The sequence below is a fragment of the Lysobacter sp. yr284 genome (genome assembly GCF_900107375.1).
GTDB lineage: Bacteria > Pseudomonadota > Gammaproteobacteria > Xanthomonadales > Xanthomonadaceae > Lysobacter.
Genome location: NZ_FNPT01000001.1, coordinates 794673 through 818766, shown reverse-complemented (window position 1 = coordinate 818766; position 24094 = coordinate 794673). Strand labels below are relative to the sequence as shown.

The following is a 24094-nucleotide window of genomic DNA, read 5'->3' as shown; positions in this document are numbered from 1 at the left end:
TAAAAGCGGTCCTGCGAGGTCGGGAGAGGTCCGGGGCGGAGCGGGAATCGCTTTTGCGATTCCCGATTCCCCGTACCCGATTCCCGGCCGGATCAACCAAAGCGACCGGTGATGTAATCCTCGGTCTGCTGCTTGGTCGGCTTGGAGAAGATCTGCTCGGTCGGGCCGTGTTCGATCAGGTCGCCCAGGTACATGAAGGCGGTGAAGTCGGACACGCGCGCGGCCTGCTGCATGTTGTGGGTCACGATCGCGATCGTGTAGTCCTTCTTCAGCTCCTCGACCAGCTGCTCGATGCGGCTGGTGGAGATCGGGTCCAGCGCCGAGGTCGGTTCGTCGAGCAGCAGCACCGAGGGCTTCAGCGCCACCGCGCGGGCGATGCACAGGCGCTGCTGCTGGCCGCCGGACAGGCCCAGCGCGCTCTGGCCCAGCTTGTCCTTGACCTCGTCCCACAGCGCGCCCTGGCGCAGCGCGTGCTCGACGCGGTCGTTCATTTCCGCCTTCGACAGCTTCTCGTGGTGGCGGATGCCGTAGGCGACGTTCTCGAAGATGGTCATCGGGAACGGCACCGGCTTTTGGAACACCATGCCGACCTTGCTGCGCAGGCGGTTCATCGGGTACTTCGGGTCGAGGATGTTGTCGCCGTCCAGCAGCACCTGGCCGCGCGCTTCCAGCTTCGGGTACAGCGCGTAGATGCGGTTGAAGATGCGCAGCAGGGTCGACTTGCCGCAGCCCGACGGGCCGATCAGCGCGGTGACCTGCTTCTCCGGGATTTCCAGGTTGATCGACTTGAGCGCGTGGAACTTGTCGTAATAGAAGTTCAGATCGCGCGCGGCCAGCTTGACCGGATTGGCGCCGACCGCTTCGCGACTGGGCGTGGCGACGGACAAACGAGCGTCATTCATAACCGGGTTCCGGGCGGCGGGGGTGGTGGAGAGGTCAGTCATTGGAGATCCGATTGCGCAGCACCAGCGCGCGCGCGAGCAGGCTTACGACGAGGACGAAGAAGGTCAGCACCAGCGCGCCGGCCCAGGCCAGGGTCTGCCAGGTTTCGTACGGGCTGCCGGCGAACTGGTTCATCACCACCGGCACGCTCGCCATCGGCTGCAGCACGTTGTGGCTCCAGTACTGGTTGCCGAAGGCGGTGAACAGCAGCGGCGCGGTTTCGCCGCTGATGCGCGCCAGCGCCAGCAGCACGCCGGTGACGATGCCGGCCGAGGCGCTGCGGTAGAGCACCTGCATGATCACCTTCCACTGCGGCACGCCCAGCGACAGCGCCGCTTCGCGCATCTGCGGCGGCACCAGCCGCAGCATTTCGTCGGTGGTGCGCACCACCACCGGCAGCACGATGAAGGCCAGGGCGATCGCGCCGGCCAGCGCCGAGAAGTTGCCGCCGGTCTGCATCACCACCAGGGTGTAGACGAACAGGCCCAGCACGATCGACGGCGCCGACAGCAGGATGTCGTTGACGAAGCGCACCACCGTGCCCATCTTGCGCCCGGCGCCGTACTCGGCCAGCCAGGTGCCGGCGGCGATGCCGAGCGGGGTGCCGATGACGATCGCGATCAGGCACATCACCGCGCTGCCGAAGAAGGCGTTGAGCAAACCGCCTTCCTGCATCGGCGGCGGGGTGTTCTGGGTGAACAGCGCCAGGTTGATGCCGCCGATGCCCTTGGAGATCAGGGTGTAGAGGATCCAGCCGAGGAAGAACAGGCCGAACAGCGCGGCGCCGCAGGCCAGCAGCACCGACAGCGCGTTGACCACGCGGCGGCGGCGGTACAGCGAGTCGGCGGTGCGGTGGCGCGCGGCTTCGGCCGGGTCGTGCTTGTTGGCGACGGCGCTCATCAGTTGCCCTCCTTGCGCGCGAGTTGCATCAGCATCAGCCGCGCCGCGGCCAACACCACGAAGGTCACGATGAACAGCACGAAGCCGAGCAGCAGCAGGGCCGAGCGGTAGGTCTCGGTGGCTTCGCCGAAGTCGTTGGCGATCAGCGCGGCGATGGTGGTGCCCGGCTCCAGCAGCGAGGCGGAGAAGTTGACCGAGTTGCCGATCACGAAGGCCACCGCCATGGTCTCGCCGAGCGCGCGGCCCAGGCCGAGGAAGATGCCGCCGATGACCGCCGAGCGGGTGTAGGGCAAGACGATGTCCCAGCTGACTTCCCACTTGGTCGAGCCCAGCGCGTAGGCCGATTCCTTCAGGCGCGTGGGCACGGTCAGGAACACTTCGCGCATCACCGAGGAGATGAAGGGAATGACCATGATCGCCAGCACGATGCCGGCGGTGAGCATGCCGATGCCCAGCGGCGGGCCGCGGAACAGCGGGCCGATCAGCGGCCAGGTGCCGACGTGGTCGTTGAGCCAGGGGGTGACGTATTCGGTCATCACCGGCACCAGCACGAACAGGCCCCACATGCCGTAGATGATCGAGGGAATGCCCGCGAGCAGCTCGATCGCGGTGCCGATCGGACCGCGCGCCCAGCGCGGCGCGACCTCGGTCAGGAAGAAGGCGATGCCGAAGCTGACCGGCACGGCGATGACCATGGCGATCAGCGCGGTGACGATGGTGCCGTAGATGGGAACCAGCGCGCCGTAGTGGTTCTCGACCGGGTTCCACTGCGCGGTGATGAAGAAGTCGATGCCTTCTTCTTCCAGCACGTGGCGGCCGCCCCACAGCATCGACAGCGCGGCGCTGGCGAGGGCGATGAGGACGAAGACGACGGTGGCGGTGAGGACGTAGCGGAACAGGCGGTCCTGGCGCGCGTCTTTGACGTCGCGGGCGGAGGAGGGGCCGGTCTGGGCGGGTAGGGCGGTCGCGTTCATTTGCGAGAGGGGTCCGTCGTTGCCGGAGCTTTCAGGGGCGGGCCGTTTCAGCGGGAAGCGGGAGGCTTGCGTTGGACCGGATAGCGCGGGTTTTGGGCTCGTCATCCCCGCGCAGGCGGGGATCCAGGGCTTCATCCCTACGGAACTTTTCATCAACAAGCAGGGCGCTTAAGGCTTGAGCGCCCCGGCCAGGGCGCAGCGCGCCCTGGCGTTCGCGGATGCGCGAGCCAGTGGCTCGCCAGCGCATCCGCTCACCCCGCTTTCGCGGGGATGACGTTCTGACAAAGCCGCGCCCGCTAAGCGGGCGCGGGTCAGAACGTCACTTGAACTGCGACCCCCAATACGCCTCGATCTGCTTCACCAGTTCCGGCGGCAGCGGCACGTAGTCCAGCGCCTGCGCCTGCGACTGGCCGTTCTCGAAGGCCCACTTGAAGAACGCGCGGGTGTCGGCGCTGCGCTTGGCGTCCTTCGGCGTTTTGTACATCAGGATGAAGTTGGTCGCGGTGATCGGCCAGGACTTCTCGCCGCCGGCGTTGGTGATCACCAGGTTGAAGTCCTTGGCGCTGGCCCAGTCGGCGGTCGAGGCCGCGGCCTGGAACGATTCGGCGCTGGGCTGGACGAACTGGCCGGCCGCGTTCTGCAGCTGGGTGTGGGCCATCTTATTCTGCATCGCGTAGGCCAGTTCGACGTAGCCGACCGAGCCCTTGATCTGCTTCACGTACGAGGCCACGCCTTCGTTGCCCTTGCCGCCGACGCCGCCCGGCCACTGCACCGAGGTGCCTTCGCCGACCTTGCTCTTCCAGTCCGGGCTGACCTTGGACAGGTAGTTGGAGAAGTTGAAGGTGGTGCCCGAGCCGTCGGAGCGGTGCACGACGTTGATCTTCAGGTCCGGCAGGGTCACGCCGGGGTTGGCCGCGACGATGGCCGCGTCGTTCCACTTGGCGACCTTGCCCATGAAGATGTCGGCCAGCAGCGGGCCGGTCAGGCGCAGCTTGCCGGCGTCGATGCCTTCCACGTTGACCACCGGCACCACGCCGCCGATCGCCGAGGGGAACTGGCCCAGGCCCGCGGCGGCGAGCTCGTCGCTCGGCAGCGGCTTGTCGGAGGAACCGAAGTCGACCGTGCCGGCCTTGATCTGGGCGATGCCGCCGCCGGAGCCGATCGACTGGTAGTTGACCTTGGCGCCGGTGGCCTTGTTGTAGTCGTCCGACCACTTCGACAGCAGCGGGAAGATGAAGGTCGCGCCGGCGCCGGTGATCTGGGCGGCGACCTTGTCGCCGGCCGGGGCGGCCGCGTCGGTCTTGGCTTCGCCGGACGCGGCAGGATTCTGCGAATTGCCGCCACCGCAGGCGGCGACGGTCAGCGCGATGGCAAGGGAGAGGACGGCGAGGCGGGCCGGCGACGATTTCATTCGGAGCTCCATCGAGGGGAGGCCGGCTGGGCGCCGGCTGGGTGGCGCCATTTGATGATCTTTTTGTTACACGGCTATGACATGGATTCGTCACGAATCTGTAGTGAAAGGCCGCGGGGGGTGTCCAAGTTCGCGTTTTTGCGGGGTTTCGGTGCGCATTGGCGGTAACAAAGCGATGCCGGGCGGCCTGGCGGCGGTCCTGGTTCGATCCCGGAACGTGGCCTGGTTGGCGGCCGGGAGGTGTTGTGGGAGGGCCTTCAGGCCCGACGCGCTTGTTCCAGGTCGCGGCGATCCGGCCGAACAGCGTCGGGCCTGAAGGCCCTCCCACCAGAGCCGGCGCTCCGGCCCGGTCCCGGCGAGCCCGGCCCCAATGAGCCCGCTCCCGGCGAGCCTGCCCCCGCCGGGCCCATCCCCGCGCGGGCCGCAAAAACGAAACGGGCCCGAAGGCCCGTTGCGTCCGATCTCCCCTGGCAAGCGACCGCAACCCCCCGGTCCGATCGCTTTCCCGGTGGATCAATAGCTCATGTTGCTCTGCCAGTAGGTCTCGATCTGCTTGACCAGCGCGTCGGGCAGCGGCACGTAGTCCAGGGTCTTGGCCTGCGCATCGCCGTTGGCGTAGACCCACTTGAAGAATTCCTTGGCGTTCTTGGCGCCTTCGGCGTTCTTGGGCTGCTTGTACATCAGGATGAAGTTGGTCGCGGTGATCGGCCAGGAGTTCTCGCCCGGCGCGTTGGTCATGACCAGGTAGAAGTCCTTCGCGTTGGCCCAGTCGGCGCTGGCGGCGGCGGCCGAGAAGGTCTCGTCGGTCGGCAGCACGAACTTGCCGTCGGCGTTCTTCAGGCGCGAATAGGCCATCTTGTTCTGCAGCGCGTAGGACAGCTCGACGTAGCCGATGCCGCCCTGGATCTGCTTGACGTACGCGGCCACGCCTTCGTTGCCCTTGCCGCCGATGCCGGTCGGCCACTTGACCGCGGTGCCTTCGCCGACCGAGCTCTTCCACTCCGGGCTGACCTTGGACAGGTAGTTGACGAAGTTGAAGGTGGTGCCCGAACCGTCGGAGCGGTGCACGACGGTGATCTTCTTCTCCGGCAGCTTGACGCCGCCGTTGAGGGCGACGATGGCCGGATCGTTCCACATGGTGATCTTGCCGAGGAAGATGTTGGCCAGGGTCGCGCCGTCGAGCTTCATCGCGCCGGACGCCACGCCCGGGACGTTGACCACCGGCACCACGCCGCCGATCACCGACGGGAACTGGGCCAGGCCGAACTTGGCCAGTTCTTCGGGCTTGAGCGGGGCGTCGGAGGAACCGAAGTCCACGGTCGCCGCCTTGATCTGGGCGATGCCGCCGCCCGAACCGATCGACTGGTAGTTGACCTTCTTGTTGGTGGCCTTGGCGTAGTCGGCCGACCACTTGGACATCACCGGGTAGACGAACGAGGCGCCGGCGCCGGTCACGTCGGCGGCCTGCGCATTGAAGGCGAACGCGGCGGCCAGGGCCAGCGCGGTCACGCGGAAGCTACGGGAATTGAACACGATGGGGCTCCTGAAGAGAGACGGCTGGCACGAATCCATTGGCGCGCATTGCATAACGGACGGGTGACAGCGGCAGGTCGGAAGAATGACGAACGGATGACGCGCCCCGTCGACCGATGCGCGGCAGGCGCCGTCGCCGGGCCGGCTGCGAAAAGAAGGGCGCGGCACCGGCCGCGCCCTGTAACGATCGAAACCGATCGAGGGGGAGAGAGAGTCTTCGGACGCTTACCAGTAGAACTGCAGGCGCGCCGACAGCACGTTCGGGCTGTCGTCGACCACGCGGTTGAAGGTGCGGTTGTTGTACTGCGGGCTCTGCGAGTAGGTCGCGCTGGTCTTGCCGATGTAGCGCGAGCTGTCGACGATCGAGTAGTCCAGCATGAACTTGAAGTTCGAGCGCCAGTACCAGTTCACGCCCACGGTCCAGGCGCTCATCTCGCCGCCGAGCACGCCGTCGACGATCGGAGCGGCGGTCGGGGTGGCGCCCGGACGCAGGCTGCCGTCGTTCAGGTCGATCTTGTCGTAGCGCAGGCCGACCTGCCACATGCCGGTGGCCGGCTCGTTGGGCAGCGGGGTGGTCGGGGTGCCCGACTTGTAGCCCCAGGTCTCGCCGGTGATGTTCCACATGCCGCTGACGTACCAGCTGTCGGTGGTGTAGTCCTTGCCGGTCAGGGTGGCGGTCTTGTAGCGGTCCAGCGTGCTGCGCATGTACTCGGCCTGGACCTTGAACGGGCCCTGCACGTACATCGCCTCGGCGCCGATGATGGCCTGGGTGTCGACGTTGGTCAGGGTGCCCGAGTCGACCAGGCGGCCGGCGGCCAGGTCGGCCTGCGGACGGGTGCGGATGCGCGCGCTGTTGTCGAGGATGCCGGTGTTGCCTTCCAGCACCGCGTCCAGGTTCACGTACGACAGGCCCAGGTGCAGGACGTTGCCCTTCTCGTTGATCGGGGCGAAGGTGCCGCGCAGGCCGTAGCCCTTGCCGTGCTTCTGGTTGCGGGTCAGCTCGTCGCCGAAGTAGCTGGCGGTCAGGCTCCAGTCGTTGGTGCCGTAGCTGTAGGCGGCGCCGAGGCGGCGGGCGATGCCGAAGGTGTTGGTCACCATCGCCTTGGAGATGAAGTCGTTGTTCTTGGTCGAGGACAGCTCTTCCATGCTGTTGGGCTGCTTGAACTGGCCGAACTGCACGAAGTGGTTGCCGTCGCCGCCGATCTTGTACTTCAGGTTGACGTCGAGGAACTTGTCGGCCTTGGCGTCGTAGCCGGCGACCCACTCGAAGTTGCCCGGGCCCTTGCCCTTGAGCACCAGCTCGGCGCGGCGCAGTTCCTGGTCGGTGTCCTTGCCGTCCGGCAGGTCGCCGTTGAGGTTCAGGACATCGCTGTTGAAGTCGTTGTAATCCGCCTGGACCAGACCTTCGAAGGTGACTTCCGAGTCGCCGATGACGTCGAGGGCGATTTCGGCGTGCGCGGCGGGCGCGGCGAGCGCAGCGAGCAACGCAACGGCGAGGGTGGTGCGCGAGAGTTTCATTGGGCTAGCCCTGAGGCGTGGAGAGATGGCGCGCAGGCTAGGGTGTGAAAGTTGCGTAAATGTGACAGGACTGACTTATTTCTTGGGCATGACCGCGGGATGACGTGGTTACAACGGCCAGGTTTCGGCTGAAATATCCTTTCCGATCAAGCGGATACGGGCTCAGGATCGCCCGGTGTCTTGTCCGGGAAGCGACAAAGATCACGGATGGCGCAGTGCGGGCAGTCGGGTTTGCGTGCCTTGCAAACGTAACGTCCGTGAAGGATCAGCCAGTGGTGAGCGTCCTGCAGGTAGCGATCGGGCACCACTTTGAGCAGCTTGTGCTCGACCGCGAGCACGTCCTTGCCCGGCGCCAGCCCGGTGCGGTTGGCGACCCGGAAGATGTGCGTGTCGACCGCGATGGTCGGCTCGCCGAACGCGGTGTTGAGCACCACGTTGGCGGTCTTGCGGCCGACGCCGGGCAGCGCCTCCAGCGCGGCGCGCTCGCGCGGCACTTCGCCGCCGTGCCGGTCGAGCAACTGCTGCGACAGCGCGACCACGTTCTGCGCCTTGGTGTTGAACAGGCCGATGGTGGCGATGTACGGCTTGAGCCCGTCCACGCCGAGATCGACCAGCGCCTGCGGCGTGTTCGCCACCGGGAACAGCTTGCGCGTGGCCTTGTTGACGCCGACGTCGGTGGCCTGCGCCGACAGCGCGACGGCGACCAGCAACTCGAACGGCGTGGTGTATTCCAGTTCGGTGGCCGGATGCGGATTGAGCGCCTGCAGCCGCGCGAACATGTCCTCGATCTGCGCCGGCTTCATCTGCGCGCCGGCGCGTTCGCGCACCGTCGCGTCGACGCGCGCGCTGGGCTTGGGCGGTTTCGCCGCAGGCTTGGCGGCGGCGCGCTTGCCGGTCGCGAGCGGTTTGGCCGCGACGCCGCGCTTCGCGGTTTTCGCCGGCGCGGCCTTGCCGGCCGCGGGCTTCCTGGCTGCGCGTGCGGCCGGCTTCTTTTTCGCTGTCTTCTCGCTCGCGGCGACGGCGCCAGTGCGAGCGGAGGACGAACGGGCGGACGTGGCTGGCCGGGAGGCGGGCGCGGTCTTGGGCATGCGGGGCGGGCGCTGCGAGGGGATGGGAAAGGGTAAGGCTTACGGCGACCCGCGCTGCGCGGCCTTGGCCTTGGCGCGCGCCAGCGCGGCGGCGACGGCGCTGGGCAAGGCCGGGTGCGGCGGCGCGGCGCCGGGAACGGCGGCGCTTTCGGCCGGTGCCGCGGCGGCCGCGTCGTCGCTGCGTGCGGCCGTGTCGGCGGCGCCGGCGGGCGCGGCGCGCTGCGCCGCGCGTTCCTCGGCGCGGCGTTGCAGGCGACGGTCGCGGGCGCGGTGGCGTTCGCGCGCGGCCAGCGCGCGCAGGCGCGCCTGGCGCGCGTCGCGGCTGCGTTGCGCGCACGTCGGCGCGCAGGCGGCGCAGGCGCAGGCGGTGTCGAAGTCCGGATCGAGCAGGCCGAGCGCGATCGCGCCGTCGAGATCGTCGCCGGCCAGCGCGCGCGCGATCGCATGCGCGCGCGCGCCCGCCGGATCGGCGCAGGCGCACACGCAGGCGGTCGGCGCTCGCTCGCTCACGGCCGGCTCAGCTGCCGCGGAACGCCGGCTTGCGCCGTTCCAGGAAAGCAGTGGTGCCTTCGCGCATGTCGTCGGTGGAGAACATCAGGCCGAACTGCGCGGTCTCGTACTCCAGGCCTTCCTCGATGCCGCATTCGCCGCCGACGGCGATGCAGTCGAGCACGCCGCGCAGCGCCAGCGGCGCGGACCCGGCCAGTTGCTCGGCGAGCTTGAAGGTTTCCGCTTCCAGCTCGGCCGCCGCGACCACGCGGTTGACGATGCCCAGCTGCTGCGCGCGCGCCGCGTCGATCGGCGCGCCGAGCAGGCACAGCTCCAGGGTCGCCGCGCGCCCGGCCAGGCGCAGCAGGCGCTGGGTGCCGCCGAAGCCCGGGATCAGGCCGAGGTTGATCTCCGGCTGGCCGACCTTGGCGGTGTCCGCGGCGATGCGCAGGTGGCAGCCCATCGCCAGTTCCAGGCCGCCGCCGAGGGCGAAGCCGTTGATCATGGCGACAACCGGCTTGGGCATTTTCTCGATCCGGCGCATCAGTTTCTGCCCGCGCAGGGAGAAATCGCGGCCCTGGACCGGTGCGAGGCCGTTCATTTCGGCGATGTCGGCGCCGGCGACGAAGGCCTTGGGGCCGGCCCCGGTCAGGACCACGGTGCGCACCGCCGGATCGGCCGCGGCGGCCTCGAAAGCGGCCAGCAAGGCGTCCAGGGTGGCCGCGTTGAGCGCATTCAGCTTGTCCGGGCGGTTGACGGTGATCTGGCGCACGGCGCCGCGATCGGCGATCAGCAAGGGCGATTCGGTCATGTGATGGCCGTAAGGTTCAGGAACGAGGGGGGATTGCGACCGCCGTTGAACTCCGCGCCGGCGGCGCGGTCAGAGCGGGCTGGCGTCAGTGGCGGTTAAGCGCTGCCGCCGGTATCCTAACCCGTCCTGTCGGGGCCTTTCGACCGATGGACACTACATACGGGGCATTGGAAGGTGCTCCCAAGCTGATCGGGGCGGCTCAGGTCGCCCCGTGCCATTACCGGAGATTTCATCGAATGAAGTTGCGTTTGATTGCTGCCGCCGTCGCGGCCCTGGCTCTGACCGCCGGCAACGCCGTCGCGCAGGACACTTCTTCCGAGAAGGGCAAGCTGAGCTACGCGCTCGGCTACGATCTCGGCCGCAATGCCGTGGAAAGCGGCGAGCAGGTCGATGTGAACACCATCGTCAAGGGCCTGCAGGACGGTTACGCCAAGAAGCAGCCCTCGGTGCCGGTGGATCAGCTGCGCACCGCGGTGCAGAACATGCAGAAGCGCCAGGCCGAGAAGGCCAAGGCCGAGTGGGACAAGGCCGCGTCCGAGAACAAGGCCAAGAGCGAAACCTTCATCAACGCCAACAAGGCCAAGGCCGGCGTGAAGCTGCTGCCGGGCGGCGCCCAGTACCGCGTGGTCGAGAACGGCACCGGCGCCAAGCCGACCCAGGCCAGCACCGTGGCCCTGGAAGTGGCCGGTCCGTTCCCGTGGGGCGAGCGTCCGGCGCAGGCGCGTCCGGCCAACAACATCCCGTCGATCAAGGTCAGCGAGATCGAGATGCAGGCCATGCGCGACGTGCTGCTGCAGATGCCGGCCGGCTCGAAGTGGGAAGTGACCCTGCCGGCCGAGAAGGCCTACGGCGCCGACCCGCGCACCCCGTTCCCGCCGAACGTGGCCGTGCAGTTCGAGATCAAGCTGATCAGCGTCAAGTAAGTCCCGCGATCGCGGTCTTACGTGTCACCGCACTTGCGCCGGCTCGTCCGGCGCAAGTCGTTTCTGGGGCGAACGCCGCCGCCGCGCGCCGCGGCCGGCGTCCGCCGTTTATCGCTGCGCTCGCCGCCGGACGCGACTTCATCGTTGCGGCGAGGCTTTACCCGGCTGCGCCGCCAGGCACAATGGCGGCATGGCCCCGGTGGACGACATGACGACATTCCGCGCGGTGCTGAGCCCCTGCATCGGCATTTGCCAACTCGGCGACGACGGCCTGTGCCTGGGCTGCCACCGCACTACCGCCGAGATCGCGCGCTGGTCGCAGATGAACGACGACGAACGCCTGCGCCTGATGGAACACGTGCTGCCGCAGCGCGAATCCAACCGCTCATGAGCGGGCGCGACCGCCCCGGCGACGAACGCGCCGCGGACGCGCGCGCCCCGGACGAGCACGCCGCGGGCGCGTGCGCGACCGACGGCCCAGGTTCGCGCAAGACCGCTGCGAACGCGGCGGCGAGCACCGCCGTTGCCGACGCGCCCGCCGTGGGCAACCGCTTCGATGCCGACTTCCTCGCCGGCGACTCGCGCGCGCGCATCCGCCTGCTGGCGGCGCTGCATCCGCTCGACGCCGCGCCCGAGGACGACGGCTGGAACCTCGACGACCTGCACGGCCTGCTGCCGGACAACGCGCTGCGCGCGCAGGCGGCGGTGCTGGTCGGCCTGGTGCCGCGGCCGCAGGGCGTGCAGGTGCTGCTGACCCGGCGCACCGACGGCCTGCGCCAGCACGGCGGCCAGGTCAGCTTCCCGGGCGGGCGGATCGAGCCCGACGACGAGGACGCGGTCGCCGCGGCGCTGCGCGAGACGTTCGAGGAAATCGGCGTACCGCCTTCGCAGATCGCGCCGCTGGGCTTCCTCGACCCGCTGGTGACCATCACCGGCTTCCGCGTGCTGCCGCTGGTGGCGACGGTCGATCCGGCCTATGTCGCCGCGCCCGATCCGGCGGAAGTGGCGGCGGTGTTCGAGGTGCCGCTGGCGTTCCTGCTGGATCCCGACAACCTCACCACCCGCACCCTGGAATACAAGGGACGCGCGCGCCACGTGCTGGAATACCGCTGGCCCGACCAGCGCATCTGGGGCGCGACCGCGTCGATGCTGCTCAACCTGCGACAACGCCTGGAGGCCGTGCGATGAGCGACTGGACCACCCTGGTATCGGCCGAAGACCTGGCCGCGGCGCTGGGCCGCGACGACTTGATCGTGATCGACACGCGCACCTCGCTGGCCGATCGCGCCGCCAGCGAACAGGCCTACCGCGCGGCGCACATTCCCGGCGCGCGCTACGCCGACCTCGACCGCGACCTGTCCGACCACCGCAAGCCCGGCGGCGGCCGCCACCCGTGGCCGGACGCGGCCGACTTCGTCGCCACGCTCGGCCGCTGGGGCGTGACCGCGCAGCACCAGGTCGTGGTCTACGACGCCGCCGACGGCGCGCTCGCCGCCTCGCGCCTGTGGTTCCTGCTGCGCGTGCTCGGCCATCGCCGCGTCGCCGTGCTCGACGGCGGCTGGCAGCGCTGGAGCGCGCTCGGGCTGCCGGTCGATGCCGACATTCCGACGCCGCAACCGGCCCGGTACGAGGCCAGCTACGACGCGCGCCGCCTGCTCGACGCGCAGCAAGTGCGTTCGCTGCTCGATTCCGGCGGCCTGCTGATCGACGCGCGCGCCGGCGAGCGTTTCCGCGGCGAAGTCGAGCCGCTGGACAAGCGCGCCGGCCACGTGCCGGGCGCGCGCAACCGCGCCTACGCGCTCAACCTCGACGACGGCCGCTTCAAGTCGCCGCAGGCGCTGGCGCAGGAATTCTCGCCGCTGCTGCAGGGGCGCGAACCCGCGCAAGTCGCGGCGATGTGCGGCTCGGGCGTCACCGCCTGCCATCATCTGCTGGCGCTGGCGCATGCCGGCTTCGACGGCGCCGGGCTCTACACCGGCTCGTGGAGCGGCTGGATCGAGGACCCGCAGCGACCGGTCGCGACCGGGGACGAGTGAGGCGGGCTGCGCCGCGCTCCGATCGGCCGTCATCCCCGCGAACGCGGGGATCCAGAGACTTCAGTGCCCTTCAGCACGCAAGCGCATCGCCTGCGCGCGCAACGGCTTTTGTGGGAGGGCCTTCAGGCCCGACGCTGTGCGCTCCGATCGCCGCGCCCTGAGCGAAAAGCATCGGGCCTGAAGGCCCTCCCGCAACCGCAATCGACGCATCCGCCCGTCGCACCGAAGCCATGAGAAAGGCATCGCTTTTTCATGCGCAATCAGTGCATTTGATAACAATATGAAGGTGATGCGCATCGCGTAATCGCTGCGTCACATCCCGTTCCCATCCTTGCGCGCAATTCGCTCTTCAGGGGAAGCGCGCCATGGTGCGTGCCGCGGTTTCGTCGCTGTTGTTCTGGTTCGTCCTCGTGTTCGCCGCGGCCGCGCCCGCGCAGGAGGCCGAACGGGTGCGCATCAGCGGTTCCAATACGCTCGCGCACGCGCTGGTGCCGACCGTGGCGCAGGCCTGGTTGCGCGATATCGGCTATCGCGACATCCAGGTGCGCACGCCGCGCGCGGCGCTGACCGAGATCCACGCCAGCCGCGACGGCCAGCCGCTGGTGGTGGAGATCGCCGCCAGCGATTCGGCGCTCGGCTTCGCCGATCTGGTCGAGGGCCGTGCGCAGATCGCGATGATGGCGAGGCGGCCGAACGCGGCCGAGATCGACGCCGGCTGGCAGCTCGGCGACCTGGCCTCGCAGGACCAGGAATTCGTGGTCGCGCTCGACGGCGTGGCGGTGGTGGTCAACCGCGCCAACCCGATCGCGCGGCTGGACCTGGAGCAACTGCGCGCGCTGTTCTCCGGCCGCTCGCGCGACTGGCGCGAACTCGGCGCCGCTGCCGGCGAAGTGCACCTGCACCTGGACGCGAACGCCGGCGCGGTGCGCGACCTGATGAACGACAAGGTCATGCGCGGCGCCGCGTTCGGCGAAGCGCAGGTGCACGGCGACGCGCGCGCGCTGGTCGCGGCGGTCGCCGCCGATGCGTTCGCGGTCGGGCTGATTCCGATCGGCGAGAGCTACGGCCCGGGCACCCGTCCGGTGGCGGTGTCCGACGGCGGCCGCGCGATCGCGCCGACCCGCACCGACGTGCTCAGCGAGGACTATCCGCTGAGCCGCCGGCTGTATCTCTACGGCGGCCAGATCATGGGCGCGCTGAGCCGCAGCTTCGCCCTGTATGCGATGGGCCGCGGCGGCCAGCGCGCGGTCGCCCAGGCCGGCCACGTCGCGGTGACCCTGGTGCCGGGGCGCGAGCGTCCGCTGACCCTGGGGCCGCTGGAGTACCGGCAGATGGTCGAGCGCGCGGTGCGCCTGCCGCTGAGCCTGCGCTTCAACTTCGCCGGCTCCGGCGAGGCCGCGGTCGCGGCCAGCGTCTACGACAGCCGCGCGGTGCGCGACCTCGACCGCCTGCGCAGCTTCATGCGCCTGCCGCCCAACCGCGGCCGCAGCGTGCTGGTGGTCGGCTTCGCCGACGCCAGCGCCGGCTCGCCGATGGCCTCGATGATGATGAGCAACGACCGTGCCGACCTGGTCGCGCAGGAACTGGTCTCGCGCGGGATCAAGGTGCAGGTGGCGCGCGGCATGGGCACCGCGCTGGCGGTGGCCGGGCCGCGCGATCCGCTGGCGCGGTATCGCAACGAGCGGGTCGAGGTGTGGTTGCTGTAAGTCGGGCCGGGCCTGCGTCGTCGCTGAAACAGCGCGGTCGCGGCTCGCGCCGCTCCTACAAGGGCTGCCTGTAGGAGCGGCGCGAGCCGCGACCGCGACAACACGAACGACGGCGCTGGCTTACTTGCCCAGCTTCGCCACGAGCGCCTGCAACGCCGCCTGCGTATCCGGCGAATACCAGGAATCGACGAAGCGATCCAGCTCGATGTGCTCCGGCCGCAGCGCCTCGATCAGGTCGGCGCGGGCCAGCGCGCGGGTCTGCAGCATCGCGCTGCGCGGCAGGCTCAGCAGTTGCTGCAGCCACTCGCGCGCGTGCGCGGCGACCTGGTCGATCTCGACCAGCTCATCGACCAGACCGATACGCAGCGCGGTGTCGGCGTCGACCATCGCCCCGGCCACCAGCAGGCGTTCGGCGCGATAGGTGCCGACCACGCGGCGCATCAGCCGCTGGATGCCTTCCGGCGCGACCAGGCCGACCTGGGTCTCGTTGAGGCCGATGCGGTAGCCGCCGGCGGCCATCACCCGGTAATCGCAGCACAGCGTCAGCACGCAACCGCCGGCGGGCGCGTGGCCGGCGATCGCCGCGACCACCGGCACCTGCGCCGAGGCCAGCGTGCGCGCCAGGCCGAAGAACGACTGCCAGGCCAGCAGCAGGTGATCGCGCTGGTCGCCCAGCGAGAGCAGGTAGGGCACGTCCAGCCCGGCGGAGAACACCTTCGGCCCGCCGCTGAGCACGATGCCCTGGGCGCCGTGGCCGATGGCGTGCTCGACGGCTTCGCGCGCGGCGTTGCACAGCGCCGGGTTGAGCGCGTTGACCGGCGCGCGCGCCAGCTTGATTTCGACGATGTCGCCGTGGGTCTGGGTTTCTACGCAATTCATGGTTTGACGTCCTGGGGCCAGCGGTAGCGCACGGTGTAGGTCAGCTTGGTCTCGCCCTGCGCGGGCACCGGCACCTCGAACTGCGCGCTGCGCGCGTCCTTCTTCTTGGCCGGCAAACTGGACGCCACGATCTCCCAATCGGTCCAGCGCGGCAAGGGCTCGACCACGCGGACCGTGGCCGGCGTCTTCTTGGCGTTCTTGATCGTGATCGCGAACGATTCGGTCATCGTCCGTCCGGTACGGTCCAGGCCGAAATCGATGGGTTCGCGCTTGGCGGTCAGGTCGAACACCCGGCCCAGTTCGAGCTTGATGTCGGCGCCGTCCGGGGTGTGCTCCAGCCGCGATTCGCCGAGGAAATCGCCGCCGTCGAACACGCGCATGCGCCCGGCCGGCAGCGGCAGGCCGAGGCCGGCGGCGCGGTCGTTGACGAACTCGACCTTGCTCACCACCGGCACTTCGCCGGTTTCGCTCTGCAGGTCGCGCAGCACCAGCGGCGTGCCGGTGTACCAATTCACCCCGCCGGTCTCGATCGCGTAGAGGCGCTCGCACTTGACCGCGCCGTTGCGCGCAAACAGGGCGATGCGTTCGCTGCCGCCGTTGCGCAGGTTGACCGGCTGCGGCAGGTCGTAGGCGTGGTACTCGCCGGCGGCGCGTTCGACCGGCATCGGCGGCGCCGGCGCGGCGGCGGCATCGGCGGCGTAGGCCTCCATCGGCGCCGGCATCGGCGGCGGGGCGATGCCGTAGTTGCGCTGGCGGTTGGGCTCGCCCGCGACCAGGCTCAGCCGCGCGCGTTCGAAGCCGCGGCCGGAGCGGTTGGCGACCAGCGCCGCGCCGTCGAGCGCGAGCGTGCAGCCCGCGCCCGGCGCCAGCGTGGCCTGGTACTCGGCGCGCCAGGCCAGGCCGCCCATCGGGTAGCTCAGCACGAAGTCGGCGTCGCCGGCCTGGGCCGCCTCGACCGTCCACTGCAGCGAGGAGCGGCGCGGCAACGCGCCTTCGTTGTCGATCAGGCTGAAGCTGTCGTAGTTGCGGACCACCTTGATCCGGCCGTCGTCGAGGGCGAGGGTCAGGCCGTCGCCGGCGGCGAGCAGCACGCCGCTGTCGGTCTGCTTGGCGCCGCCGGAGGTGTGCTCGACCGCGACCTTGCGCCCGATCGCGCCGCTCATGATGTTCTGCGCGCCGGAGACCGCGGCGAGATAGCGTTGCGCGGTCACCCCGACGCCGGGCGTGCGCGGGACCAGGGTCGCGGCTTCCACGTCCATCGACGGCGGCAGCGGCGATTCCTCCATCGCGTTGGCGCCGCGCTTGAGCGATTCGCGCAGCGGCCGCTCGACCAAGGCGTAGCCGGGCATGCCGGCGCTGGCGGCGCGGACGTTGGCCAGGGCCTCGTAGTCGCCGCTGTAGACGGTCAGGCGCAGCGCGCCGTCGTGGCCGGCCTCGGGCTTGGGCGGGCGGGCGTCGGCGGGCTTGCCGGCCGGGGCGGCGGGGCGGTCGCCGGAAGGGGCGCCGCCGCAGGCGGCCAGCAGTCCCGCGGCGAGCGCGCCGAGCGCGGGCGCAGCCAGCGCGGACGGCGAGAAACGGGGACGCAACGGCTGGTTCATCGTCGACTCCTTGATGGTTCCCTACCTGTACGGCCGATCGTCGGCCGAGGGTTATCATAGGCCGATGAACGTATCTCGCATCCGAACGGGGTTGGCGCTGGCGGCGTTGTTGGCCGCTTCGATGAACGGCGTCGCGGCGAAATCGCCCGCGCCGGCAGCGGCGAAGGCGTGCGCGGCGCAGGTGCGCGAAGGCTGGGTGCGGCTGCCGCCGATGCAGATGCCGATGATGGCCGGCTTCGGCCGGATCGAGAACCGCTGCGCGGCGCCGGTGATCATCGTCGGCGCCAAGAGCGCGGCCTTCGCCGACGTGTCGCTGCACGAGACGCGCATCGTCGACGGTGTCAGCAAGATGCGCGCGCTGCCGGAACTGCGCATCGCGCCCGACGGCGCGGCCGTGCTCAAGCCCGGCGGCATGCACCTGATGCTGATGCAGCCGCACGCGCCGCTCAAGCAAGGCAGCCGGGTGGCGATCGAGTTCGAATTGAAGGGCGGCGGCTCGCTGCTGGGCGAGTTCGAGGTGCGCAAGGCCGCGCCTTGAAGGCAGGCCCCGTGCGGGGCCGCGGATGCTTGTGCGGGAGGGGCCCTCAGGCCCGATGCTCTTGCTGCTGAGGGACGGCGGTCAGGCCCGATGCCTTTCGGCCCGGTCGCGCCGTCCTGAAACAAACGCCTCGGGCCTGAAGGCCCTCCCACATGTACCGACCGCGGCCGCTCAGCCCGCCGTGCAGGCCCGCCGCACCGGCTCCGGCAGCGCCGCCGGCTGGCCGGTCTCGCGATGGATCCACACCATCACCACGTTGCCGTCGCAGTACAGCGCGTCGGGATCGTCGGCGCCGACGATGCGGTGGCCGACGCTGAGGCTGGTGTTGCCCAGGCGCTCGACGAACAGTTCGATGTCGATCTCTTTCGGCCATTCGATCGGCCGGCGGTAGTTCAGGTGCGCGGCCGCGACCACCGGCGCGACGTGCTCGTCCATGCCGTGGCCGGGCAGGGTCACCATCCAGCGCAGGCGCGCTTCCTCGAGGTAGCTGAGGAACTTGGAGTTGTTGACGTGGTTGAACGCGTCCAGGTCGCGCCAGCGCACCGACAGCGGCACCCGGATCAACGCGGCGGGCGCGACGGCGACGGATTCGACCATCTGCGCGACGACCGGCGCTGGCGGCTGCGCCGGCGGCGCCGCGGATTCGCTGCGCGCGCGGGCGGGACGGGGCTCGCGCGCGCGAGTCGTTTCGGAAACGGCCGCGGCCGCTTCGCCTGCGCTTGCCTCGGGCGTCGTCGCAACGCTGCTGTCGGCGGCGGCAGCCGGCGCGGGCGCGACCGCGTCGTTCTTGCGCTTGCGCGGCGCCCGCTTGCGCGGGGCTGCTTTCTTGCCGGCCTGCTTGGCGGCCGGTTTGCCGTCGCGCTTGGCGTCGGCCGGGTGGTCGGCCTTGGCCGGGGTCTGCTTGTCGCTGTCGCTCATGCGGCGGATTTCTTCTTGGCGCGCGCGGCCGGCGCGTCGGTCTTGGTCTTCTTGGCGGGCGCCTTGGCGGCGGGCTTGGCCGGCTTCTTGTCGCGGCCGGCCTTGCCCGACGCCGGTTCGCCCGGCACCGGCATCCCCAGCATCGGCGCCAGGAAGCGGCCGGTGTAGGACTGCGGCAACGAGGCGATGTGCTCGGGCGTGCCGGTGGCGAGGATGCTGCCGCCGCGGTGGCCGCCTTCCGGGCCCAGGTCGATGACCCAGTCGGCGGTCTTGATCACGTCGAGGTTGTGCTCGATCACGACCACGGTGTTGCCGTCGTCGCGCAGGCGGTGCAGCACTGCGAGCAGGTGCTCGATGTCGTGGAAGTGCAGGCCGGTGGTGGGCTCGTCGAGGATGTACAGGGTGCGGCCGGTGTCGCGGCGTGAGAGTTCCTTGGACAGCTTGACCCGCTGCGCCTCGCCGCCGGACAGCGTGGTCGCGCTCTGGCCCAGCTTGATGTAGCTCAGGCCCACGTCCATCAGCGTTTCCAGCTTGCGGGCGATGGTCGGCACGGCCTCGAACAGCCCCAGCGCGGCTTCGACCGTCATCTCCAGCACGTCGTTGATGTTGTAGCCCTTGTACAGGACTTCCAGCGTCTCGCGGTTGTAGCGCTTGCCGTGGCAGACGTCGCAGGGCACGTACACGTCGGGCAGGAAGTGCATCTCGACCTTGATCAAACCGTCGCCCTGGCAAGCCTCGCAGCGGCCGCCGCGCACGTTGAAGCTGAAACGGCCCGGCGAATAACCGCGCGAGCGCGCTTCCGGCACCTGCGCGAACAGCTCGCGCAGCGGGGTGAACAGGCCGGTGTAGGTGGCCGGGTTCGAACGCGGGGTGCGGCCGATTGGCGACTGGTCGATGTCCACGACCTTGTCGAACAACTCGATGTTCTCGACCGCCTTGTGCGGCGCCGGCGTCTGCGCCGCGCCGTTGAGTTCGTTGGCGGCGATGACGTACAGGGTGTCGTTGATCAGGGTCGACTTGCCCGAACCCGACACGCCGGTGACGCAGGTCAGCAGGCCCGCCGGGATCGACAGGTCGACGTCCTTGAGGTTGTTGCCGGTGGCGCCGCGCAGGTGCATGGTCGCCTTCGGATTGGGCTTGTGCCGGTTCTTCGGGATGTCGATCTTGCGCTTGCCGCTGAGGTACTGGCCGGTCAGCGAACGCGGCGCCTTGAGCACGTCCTGCAGTTGGCCTTGCGCGATCACCTCGCCGCCGTGCACGCCGGCGCCGGGGCCGATGTCGACGACGTAGTCGGCCAGGCGGATCGCGTCCTCGTCGTGCTCGACCACGATCACCGTGTTGCCGAGGTCGCGCAGGCGGGTCAGGGTGCCGAGCAGGCGTTCGTTGTCGCGCTGGTGCAGGCCGATCGACGGCTCGTCGAGCACGTACATCACGCCGACCAGGCCGGCGCCGATCTGGCTGGCCAGGCGGATGCGCTGGGCCTCGCCGCCGGACAGCGAGTCGGCCTTGCGCTCGAGCGTGAGGTAATCCAGGCCGACGTCGACCAGGAAGCGCAGGCGGTCGACGATCTCCTTGACGATCTTGACCGCGATCTCGCCGCGCCAGCCCGGCAACTGCAGGGTCTTGAAGAATTCCAGCGCATCGTCGACCGGCAGCACCACCAGGTCCGGCAGCGGCCGCTCGGCCACGAACACGTTGCGCGCGGCGCGGTTGAGGCGCGCGCCGCCGCAGTCGGGGCAGGGGCGTTGGCTGATGAACTTGGCCAATTCCTCGCGCACCGCGGCCGATTCGGTCTCGCGGTAGCGCCGCTCCAGGTTCGGCACGATGCCTTCGAAGCGGTGCTTGCGCTGGCTGCGGCCGCCGTTCTCGGTGATGTAGTTGAAGCTGATCAGCTCGTCGCCGCTGCCGTACAGCACTGCTTTTTGCTGGGCGGCGCTCAGCGACTGCCACGGCGTGTCGACGTTGAACTTGTAGTGCTTGGCCAGCGACTGGATCAGCTGGAAATAGTAGGCGTTGCGGCGGTCCCAGCCGCGCACCGCGCCGGCGGCGAGCGACAGCTCCGGATGCACGACCACGCGCGCCGGATCGAAGAACTCGGCCACGCCGAGGCCGTCGCAGGTCGGGCAGGCGCCGACCGGCGAGTTGAACGAGAACAGCCGCGGTTCGAGTTCCGGCAACGAGTAATCGCAGACCGGGCAGCTGTACTTGGACGAAAACAACAGCGGCGCGGTCTCGGCGTTGTCCAGCGACATCACCTGGGCCATGCCGTCGCCGAGCTTGAGCGCGGTCTCGAAGGATTCGGCCAAGCGCTGCTTGATGTCCTCGCGCGGGCGGAAGCGGTCGACCACCGCCTCGATGGTGTGCTTGACCCGCAGCGCCAGCGGCGGCACCGCGTCGATCTCGTACAGCGCGCCGTCCACGCGCACGCGCACGAAGCCCTGCGCGCGCAGCTGCTCGAACACCTGGGCGTGCTCGCCCTTGCGCTCGCGGATCACCGGCGCCAGCAGCATGTAGCGCTGCTCCGGGTCCAACGCGATCGCCTGGTCGACCATCTGGCTGACGGTCTGCGCTTCCAGCGGATAGTGATGATCCGGGCAACGCGGACTGCCGACGCGCGCGTACAGCAGGCGCAGGTAGTCGTAGACCTCGGTGATCGTGCCCACGGTCGAGCGCGGGTTGTGCGAGGTGGATTTCTGCTCGATCGAGATCGCCGGCGACAGGCCTTCGATGTGGTCGACATCGGGCTTTTCCATCACCGACAGGAACTGCCGGGCGTACGCCGACAGCGACTCGACGTAGCGGCGCTGGCCTTCGGCGTAGATCGTGTCGAAGGCCAGCGAGGACTTGCCCGAACCGGACAGCCCGGTGATCACGATCAGCTTGTCGCGCGGCAGATCGAGATCGATGTTCTTGAGGTTGTGCGTCCGCGCGCCGCGGATGCGGATGTAGTCCAGCGCCATCGGGTGCCTGCAAGGGGGAGGGTCGCCGGCGCGGAAGGCGACGGCGAACAGGGGAGCGTATCGAGTGGGGGAGATGGGGGCAAATCGGCGGAACCGAAGCCGCGGCGGGGCGCGCGGGCGATGCCGGCGCAGGCCCGTGGGGCTTGGGTCGCGGGTCGCGGCCGCAGGCCGGACGCGCGCGCGGCGACGCGGCGGACGACGCGAAAATGCGCGGCCCATAAGGCTGTGGGAGGGCCTTCAGGCCCGATGCTCTTGTCTCAGATCGCCGCGATCTTGGGACCAAAGCATCGGGCCTGAAGGCCCTGCCACAGGACGCGGCCTTGGCCGCGTTTGTCGTCTTCGTTCAGTTTTGGGCCGCCGCGACGGTTCGCGGCGGCCGCCGGACGGTTCGATTCAGGGCGCTACTTGACCGGATTGAACTTCAGCGGCGTCGCCGTCGCGCCCGCTTCGCCGCGGGTGTCGAGCGCGCCGGGGTTGGCGCCGGCGACGATCAGCTGGACCTTGACCGCTTCGGCGCGCTGGCGCGAGAGGATCTCGTTGTCGGCCGGTTGGCCGGCGCCGCCGCCCGGGCCGACGATCTCGTAGCGCGCGTCCTTGGGCCCGGCCGCGATCGCCTTGGCCGCGCGGCTGAGGATGTCCAGGCTGGCCGGGGCGATGCGCGCGCCGCCGTCCTCGAAGCGCACCTCGACCTTGTTCAGCGCCTGCGCGATCTCGCCGGCGCCGGACTTGCCCGGCACCAGCGCGGCCAGCGCCTGCGCGGCGGCGTCGCTGGACGCGGCTTCGCCGCCGACGCCCTCGAACAGGCCGCCGTAGCGGAATCCCGGGAACAGGGTCTTGGCCTTCTCCAGCAGCAGCGCGCGGTCGGCGTCGCTGGCCTGGCCGCTGAGCTCGACGCTGTTGCCTTCGAAGGTCACCGCGACCCCGGACATGGTCAGCGCGGCGACGAACTGCGGCAGTTTCTCCTGCCACGGCGCCGGCTTGACCGCCTTGGCGACCTCCAGATCGCCGGCGATCTGGCCCGAATAGGCCTGGGCGAGGGCGATGCCGAGCGCCTTGCGGGCGGCTTCGCTGTCGACCCGGCCGTCGTAGCGGATCGCGCCGTTGTTGTTGGCCAGGCCGAGCTTGGCTTCGACCGGCTCGACCGGCGCCGTGGCGGCCGCCGGCGCGGCCGCATCGGCAGCGGGCGCGGCGTCGGTGGCCGGGGCGTTGCGGTTGCAGGCGCCCAGGCCGGCGAGGGCGGCCAGCAGCGCGGTGGCGGCGAGGGCGCCGCGGCGGGCGCGGGATGCGGGGTGGCGGTTGGAACGGGCAGTGCGCATGGAGTCTCCGCTGGATGGGCTGCGAGGAGATGGGCTGCGAGGAGATGGGCTGCGAGCAACGAGGTGATGCGTGCCGTGACGCTTCGGTGTCGATGCATCGCGGCGGTGACAGGCCAGTGGCTACGGGTTAACGGAGTTCGTCGCGGCGCGCAAGTTCCCGGCGAATCAGTCGCGCTCGCGCTGCACGCACCGCGACGCAAGCGGCTCGACCGCGGCTGCAGCATCGCCGATTCGTCCGTGCATGTCGGCGCTCGTCCATCCCGTCATTCCCGCGAACGCGGGGATCCAGGGCCTCATCGCTGCAATGCCGCCGTCCGCCTATGCCGGGGTCGACTGGAAGCGACGGCTTCCCGCTCGAAAAGTCCTGGATTCCCGCGTTCGCGGGAAGAACGGCTGGAAACTGCGCGACGCAATATGTAAATAAACCGATTATAAAACTCTTCTGCGGGAAGGGGGGGGGTAAATTTTCTTCGTTAATAAATATTCAAGATTCAATAAATTTCAAATTTTGTTTTATTTTTTGGGATGTGTATTAAATAATCTAATTCCGCTTCGGTCCAGCTGTCATTTTGTTTGAACTTGTATGATAAGACTGAGGTCCCTCTGGAGCCTTTATTTTTTCTAATGCTCTTCAACCCCGCAAGCCTTCCTTCTCCGTAAAAAACCAATTCGTAATGATCTAAGGGCGCGAATTCCAAATGATCGGCTTTTGCTATAGACGCCACTTCATTCCATCTTTCCTCTATTTCGTCTTTGTCAAAATACTGAGAAATTGCCTGATCCTTTATTCTGCTATAAGAGAACTGTGCAATTTTATCCGTGTCCTTTGCCTTGAACGCATCCTGTATCATTTTATAGGCCTGAAGCGCCGTCCCCTCTAATGTTTTTTTATCGAAACTCCTGAGGTCCTGGCTTTCTTTCCAGCCATCAATGGCGAACGGTACATTTGATAATTTAAAAATTTTCTCCTCTTCAAAACTTTCTTTGCCTGCTCCGTTGAATAATCTATCGTTATCCTTGGGGGCGCTATATGCAAACAAATTATCCTGTTGTTTTTCAGTTGAAAGCTTGTCTGTATTCTCATAGGATTCGACTTTTAGATCAAATTCCGTCTGAGCATCTAATTTGGCCTGATCTTCTCTCGGATAAAGTATTATTTTTAAGGTGTTGGTCTTCCCGTTAAGATACGGATTGATCTCGTTGCCTGTGCTAAACGATTTGTTGTTGAAACTTTTGGAAGCCTTGATGTCGTTTATGAAAATTTCAAAATTGCACATCCCGTTGGTGTGGTAGATGACATATTTTGGCTCCTGGGCGTAATGCTTTATTTGCCGAAGAGTTTTTTCTATAATATTTTTAGAATTAATTTCTGTATTCTGCTTCGTATTCAATTGGCTGGGTGTTTGAGAGCAGCTTAAAGTTGCAAGCAAGATGGTTAGCGGTAAAATATATCTTTTCATGGAATTATAATTTCAATAAATAAATTTTAAATATCCTGACCCTGCCGGGAAGAAGCAAGTGATATTCTTTTCTGCTTATAATCATAGTCAGTGC

At 68.2% G+C, this 24094-nt stretch carries 22 protein-coding genes; 6 read left to right on the top strand and 16 right to left on the bottom strand.

All coding sequences use genetic code 11. The features are described 5' to 3' along the window. Positions 1 to 92: 92 nt before the first annotated feature. From pstB to BLV01_RS03275, 9 genes are all read right to left on the bottom strand, one after another. A complete protein-coding gene (gene pstB / locus BLV01_RS03315) occupies positions 93 to 902 on the bottom strand; it encodes a phosphate ABC transporter ATP-binding protein PstB (protein ID WP_091793999.1) in 810 nt (269 codons plus the stop codon). A gap of 34 nt (positions 903 to 936) precedes the next feature. Continuing rightward, positions 937 to 1842, bottom strand: coding sequence for a phosphate ABC transporter permease PstA (pstA, locus tag BLV01_RS03310; RefSeq protein WP_091793998.1), 906 nt, complete (start codon positions 1840 to 1842; stop codon positions 937 to 939). Beyond that, positions 1842 to 2816, bottom strand: a complete 975-nt coding sequence (pstC, locus tag BLV01_RS03305) for a phosphate ABC transporter permease subunit PstC (RefSeq protein WP_091793996.1) — start codon at positions 2814 to 2816, stop codon at positions 1842 to 1844. The genes pstA and pstC overlap by 1 nt, the downstream gene beginning before the upstream one ends. A 319-nt stretch (positions 2817 to 3135) precedes the next feature. Further along, positions 3136 to 4227, bottom strand: coding sequence for a phosphate ABC transporter substrate-binding protein PstS (gene pstS, locus BLV01_RS03300; RefSeq protein WP_091793994.1), 1092 nt, complete (start codon positions 4225 to 4227; stop codon positions 3136 to 3138). 513 nt (positions 4228 to 4740) lie between these two features. Next, positions 4741 to 5760: a phosphate ABC transporter substrate-binding protein PstS gene (pstS, locus tag BLV01_RS03295; protein ID WP_254782487.1), complete on the bottom strand. Its 1020-nt coding sequence runs from the start codon at positions 5758 to 5760 to the stop codon at positions 4741 to 4743. A gap of 225 nt (positions 5761 to 5985) precedes the next feature. Continuing rightward, entirely contained in the window at positions 5986 to 7278 is a 1293-nt protein-coding gene (locus BLV01_RS03290; protein ID WP_091793991.1) for an OprO/OprP family phosphate-selective porin, read from the bottom strand. 146 nt (positions 7279 to 7424) lie between these two features. Beyond that, positions 7425 to 8081, bottom strand: a complete 657-nt coding sequence (nth, locus tag BLV01_RS03285; protein WP_254782511.1) for an endonuclease III — start codon at positions 8079 to 8081, stop codon at positions 7425 to 7427. A 324-nt stretch (positions 8082 to 8405) separates the two neighbouring features. Further along, the gene (locus BLV01_RS03280; RefSeq protein WP_091794699.1) at positions 8406 to 8849 is read right to left on the bottom strand and encodes a hypothetical protein; all 444 of its coding nucleotides are present in this window, start codon (positions 8847 to 8849) and stop codon (positions 8406 to 8408) included. A 34-nt stretch (positions 8850 to 8883) separates the two neighbouring features. Continuing rightward, positions 8884 to 9666 (bottom strand): enoyl-CoA hydratase/isomerase family protein, encoded by a 783-nt coding sequence (locus tag BLV01_RS03275; RefSeq protein ID WP_091793987.1) that lies wholly within the window; start codon positions 9664 to 9666, stop codon positions 8884 to 8886. Positions 9667 to 9902: 236 nt separating this feature from the next. Between BLV01_RS03275 and BLV01_RS03270 the strand changes: the two genes are divergently transcribed. The 5 genes from BLV01_RS03270 (at position 9903) to BLV01_RS03250 (ending at position 14331) form a co-directional block, all read left to right on the top strand. Beyond that, complete coding sequence (locus BLV01_RS03270) at positions 9903 to 10589, top strand: FKBP-type peptidyl-prolyl cis-trans isomerase N-terminal domain-containing protein (RefSeq protein WP_091793985.1); 687 nt, start codon at positions 9903 to 9905, stop codon at positions 10587 to 10589. Between the two features lie 208 nt (positions 10590 to 10797). Next, positions 10798 to 10980 carry a DUF1289 domain-containing protein gene (locus tag BLV01_RS03265; protein ID WP_091794696.1) on the top strand — a complete coding sequence of 61 codons (183 nt, stop codon included), beginning with the start codon at positions 10798 to 10800 and terminating at the stop codon, positions 10978 to 10980. Further along, positions 10977 to 11777 carry an NUDIX hydrolase gene (locus BLV01_RS03260; RefSeq protein WP_091793983.1) on the top strand — a complete coding sequence of 267 codons (801 nt, stop codon included), beginning with the start codon at positions 10977 to 10979 and terminating at the stop codon, positions 11775 to 11777. The genes BLV01_RS03265 and BLV01_RS03260 overlap by 4 nt, the downstream gene beginning before the upstream one ends. Beyond that, entirely contained in the window at positions 11774 to 12625 is an 852-nt protein-coding gene (locus BLV01_RS03255; RefSeq protein ID WP_091793981.1) for a sulfurtransferase, read from the top strand. The genes BLV01_RS03260 and BLV01_RS03255 overlap by 4 nt, the downstream gene beginning before the upstream one ends. A gap of 365 nt (positions 12626 to 12990) precedes the next feature. Then, on the top strand, positions 12991 to 14331 hold the full coding sequence (locus tag BLV01_RS03250; RefSeq protein WP_091793979.1) for a substrate-binding domain-containing protein: 1341 nt from the start codon (positions 12991 to 12993) through the stop codon (positions 14329 to 14331). Between the two features lie 120 nt (positions 14332 to 14451). On the opposite strand, the gene BLV01_RS03245 is transcribed toward BLV01_RS03250, so the two are convergent. From BLV01_RS03245 to BLV01_RS26720, 3 genes are read right to left on the bottom strand one after another with little or no spacing between them, the layout of a single operon-like run. Beyond that, the gene (locus BLV01_RS03245; RefSeq protein ID WP_091793976.1) at positions 14452 to 15210 is read right to left on the bottom strand and encodes an enoyl-CoA hydratase/isomerase family protein; all 759 of its coding nucleotides are present in this window, start codon (positions 15208 to 15210) and stop codon (positions 14452 to 14454) included. Then, on the bottom strand, positions 15207 to 16808 hold the full coding sequence (locus BLV01_RS03240; RefSeq protein WP_091793974.1) for a DUF4139 domain-containing protein: 1602 nt from the start codon (positions 16806 to 16808) through the stop codon (positions 15207 to 15209). Before BLV01_RS03240 ends, BLV01_RS03245 begins: the two co-directional genes overlap by 4 nt. Positions 16809 to 16862: 54 nt before the next feature. Then, positions 16863 to 17084, bottom strand: coding sequence for a hypothetical protein (locus BLV01_RS26720; protein WP_254782516.1), 222 nt, complete (start codon positions 17082 to 17084; stop codon positions 16863 to 16865). On the opposite strand from BLV01_RS26720, the gene BLV01_RS03235 reads away from it, so the two are divergent. Beyond that, positions 17020 to 17346, top strand: a complete 327-nt coding sequence (locus tag BLV01_RS03235; RefSeq protein ID WP_343124238.1) for a copper chaperone PCu(A)C — start codon at positions 17020 to 17022, stop codon at positions 17344 to 17346. The two genes, BLV01_RS26720 and BLV01_RS03235, sit on opposite strands and share 65 nt — an antisense overlap. 171 nt (positions 17347 to 17517) lie before the next feature. On the opposite strand, the gene BLV01_RS03230 is transcribed toward BLV01_RS03235, so the two are convergent. The 4 genes from BLV01_RS03230 to BLV01_RS25140 form a co-directional block, all read right to left on the bottom strand. Beyond that, positions 17518 to 17943 (bottom strand): acyl-CoA thioesterase, encoded by a 426-nt coding sequence (locus tag BLV01_RS03230; protein ID WP_091794673.1) that lies wholly within the window; start codon positions 17941 to 17943, stop codon positions 17518 to 17520. Positions 17944 to 18260: 317 nt separating this feature from the next. Continuing rightward, complete coding sequence (uvrA, locus tag BLV01_RS03225; RefSeq protein ID WP_091793972.1) at positions 18261 to 21224, bottom strand: excinuclease ABC subunit UvrA; 2964 nt, start codon at positions 21222 to 21224, stop codon at positions 18261 to 18263. Positions 21225 to 21625: 401 nt separating this feature from the next. Then, positions 21626 to 22540: an OmpA family protein gene (locus BLV01_RS03220; protein WP_091793970.1), complete on the bottom strand. Its 915-nt coding sequence runs from the start codon at positions 22538 to 22540 to the stop codon at positions 21626 to 21628. Between the two features lie 491 nt (positions 22541 to 23031). After that, entirely contained in the window at positions 23032 to 24000 is a 969-nt protein-coding gene (locus tag BLV01_RS25140; RefSeq protein WP_139178419.1) for a hypothetical protein, read from the bottom strand. Between the last annotated feature and the right edge of the window lie 94 nt (positions 24001 to 24094).

Bases quoted from the DNA above. Each gene is read 5' to 3' on its own strand.
- BLV01_RS03245 (WP_091793976.1), bottom strand. From the start codon at position 15,210: ATGAATTGCGTAGAAACCCAGACCCACGGCGACATCGTCGAAATCAAG.
- pstB (WP_091793999.1), bottom strand. From the start codon at position 902: ATGAATGACGCTCGTTTGTCCGTCGCCACGCCCAGTCGCGAAGCGGTC.
- BLV01_RS26720 (WP_254782516.1), bottom strand. From the start codon at position 17,084: ATGATCACCGGCGCCGCGCAGCGGTTCTCGATCCGGCCGAAGCCGGCC.
- BLV01_RS03255 (WP_091793981.1), top strand. From the start codon at position 11,774: ATGAGCGACTGGACCACCCTGGTATCGGCCGAAGACCTGGCCGCGGCG.
- BLV01_RS03270 (WP_091793985.1), top strand. From the start codon at position 9,903: ATGAAGTTGCGTTTGATTGCTGCCGCCGTCGCGGCCCTGGCTCTGACC.
- BLV01_RS03275 (WP_091793987.1), bottom strand. From the start codon at position 9,666: ATGACCGAATCGCCCTTGCTGATCGCCGATCGCGGCGCCGTGCGCCAG.
- BLV01_RS03250 (WP_091793979.1), top strand. From the start codon at position 12,991: ATGGTGCGTGCCGCGGTTTCGTCGCTGTTGTTCTGGTTCGTCCTCGTG.
- BLV01_RS03235 (WP_343124238.1), top strand. From the start codon at position 17,020: ATGCAGATGCCGATGATGGCCGGCTTCGGCCGGATCGAGAACCGCTGC.
- pstC (WP_091793996.1), bottom strand. From the start codon at position 2,816: ATGAACGCGACCGCCCTACCCGCCCAGACCGGCCCCTCCTCCGCCCGC.
- BLV01_RS03290 (WP_091793991.1), bottom strand. From the start codon at position 7,278: ATGAAACTCTCGCGCACCACCCTCGCCGTTGCGTTGCTCGCTGCGCTC.
- pstS (WP_091793994.1), bottom strand. From the start codon at position 4,227: ATGAAATCGTCGCCGGCCCGCCTCGCCGTCCTCTCCCTTGCCATCGCG.
- uvrA (WP_091793972.1), bottom strand. From the start codon at position 21,224: ATGGCGCTGGACTACATCCGCATCCGCGGCGCGCGGACGCACAACCTC.
- BLV01_RS25140 (WP_139178419.1), bottom strand. From the start codon at position 24,000: ATGAAAAGATATATTTTACCGCTAACCATCTTGCTTGCAACTTTAAGC.
- nth (WP_254782511.1), bottom strand. From the start codon at position 8,081: ATGAAGCCGGCGCAGATCGAGGACATGTTCGCGCGGCTGCAGGCGCTC.
- BLV01_RS03265 (WP_091794696.1), top strand. From the start codon at position 10,798: ATGACGACATTCCGCGCGGTGCTGAGCCCCTGCATCGGCATTTGCCAA.
- BLV01_RS03220 (WP_091793970.1), bottom strand. From the start codon at position 22,540: ATGCGCACTGCCCGTTCCAACCGCCACCCCGCATCCCGCGCCCGCCGC.
- BLV01_RS03240 (WP_091793974.1), bottom strand. From the start codon at position 16,808: ATGAACCAGCCGTTGCGTCCCCGTTTCTCGCCGTCCGCGCTGGCTGCG.
- BLV01_RS03260 (WP_091793983.1), top strand. From the start codon at position 10,977: ATGAGCGGGCGCGACCGCCCCGGCGACGAACGCGCCGCGGACGCGCGC.
- pstA (WP_091793998.1), bottom strand. From the start codon at position 1,842: ATGAGCGCCGTCGCCAACAAGCACGACCCGGCCGAAGCCGCGCGCCAC.
- BLV01_RS03230 (WP_091794673.1), bottom strand. From the start codon at position 17,943: ATGGTCGAATCCGTCGCCGTCGCGCCCGCCGCGTTGATCCGGGTGCCG.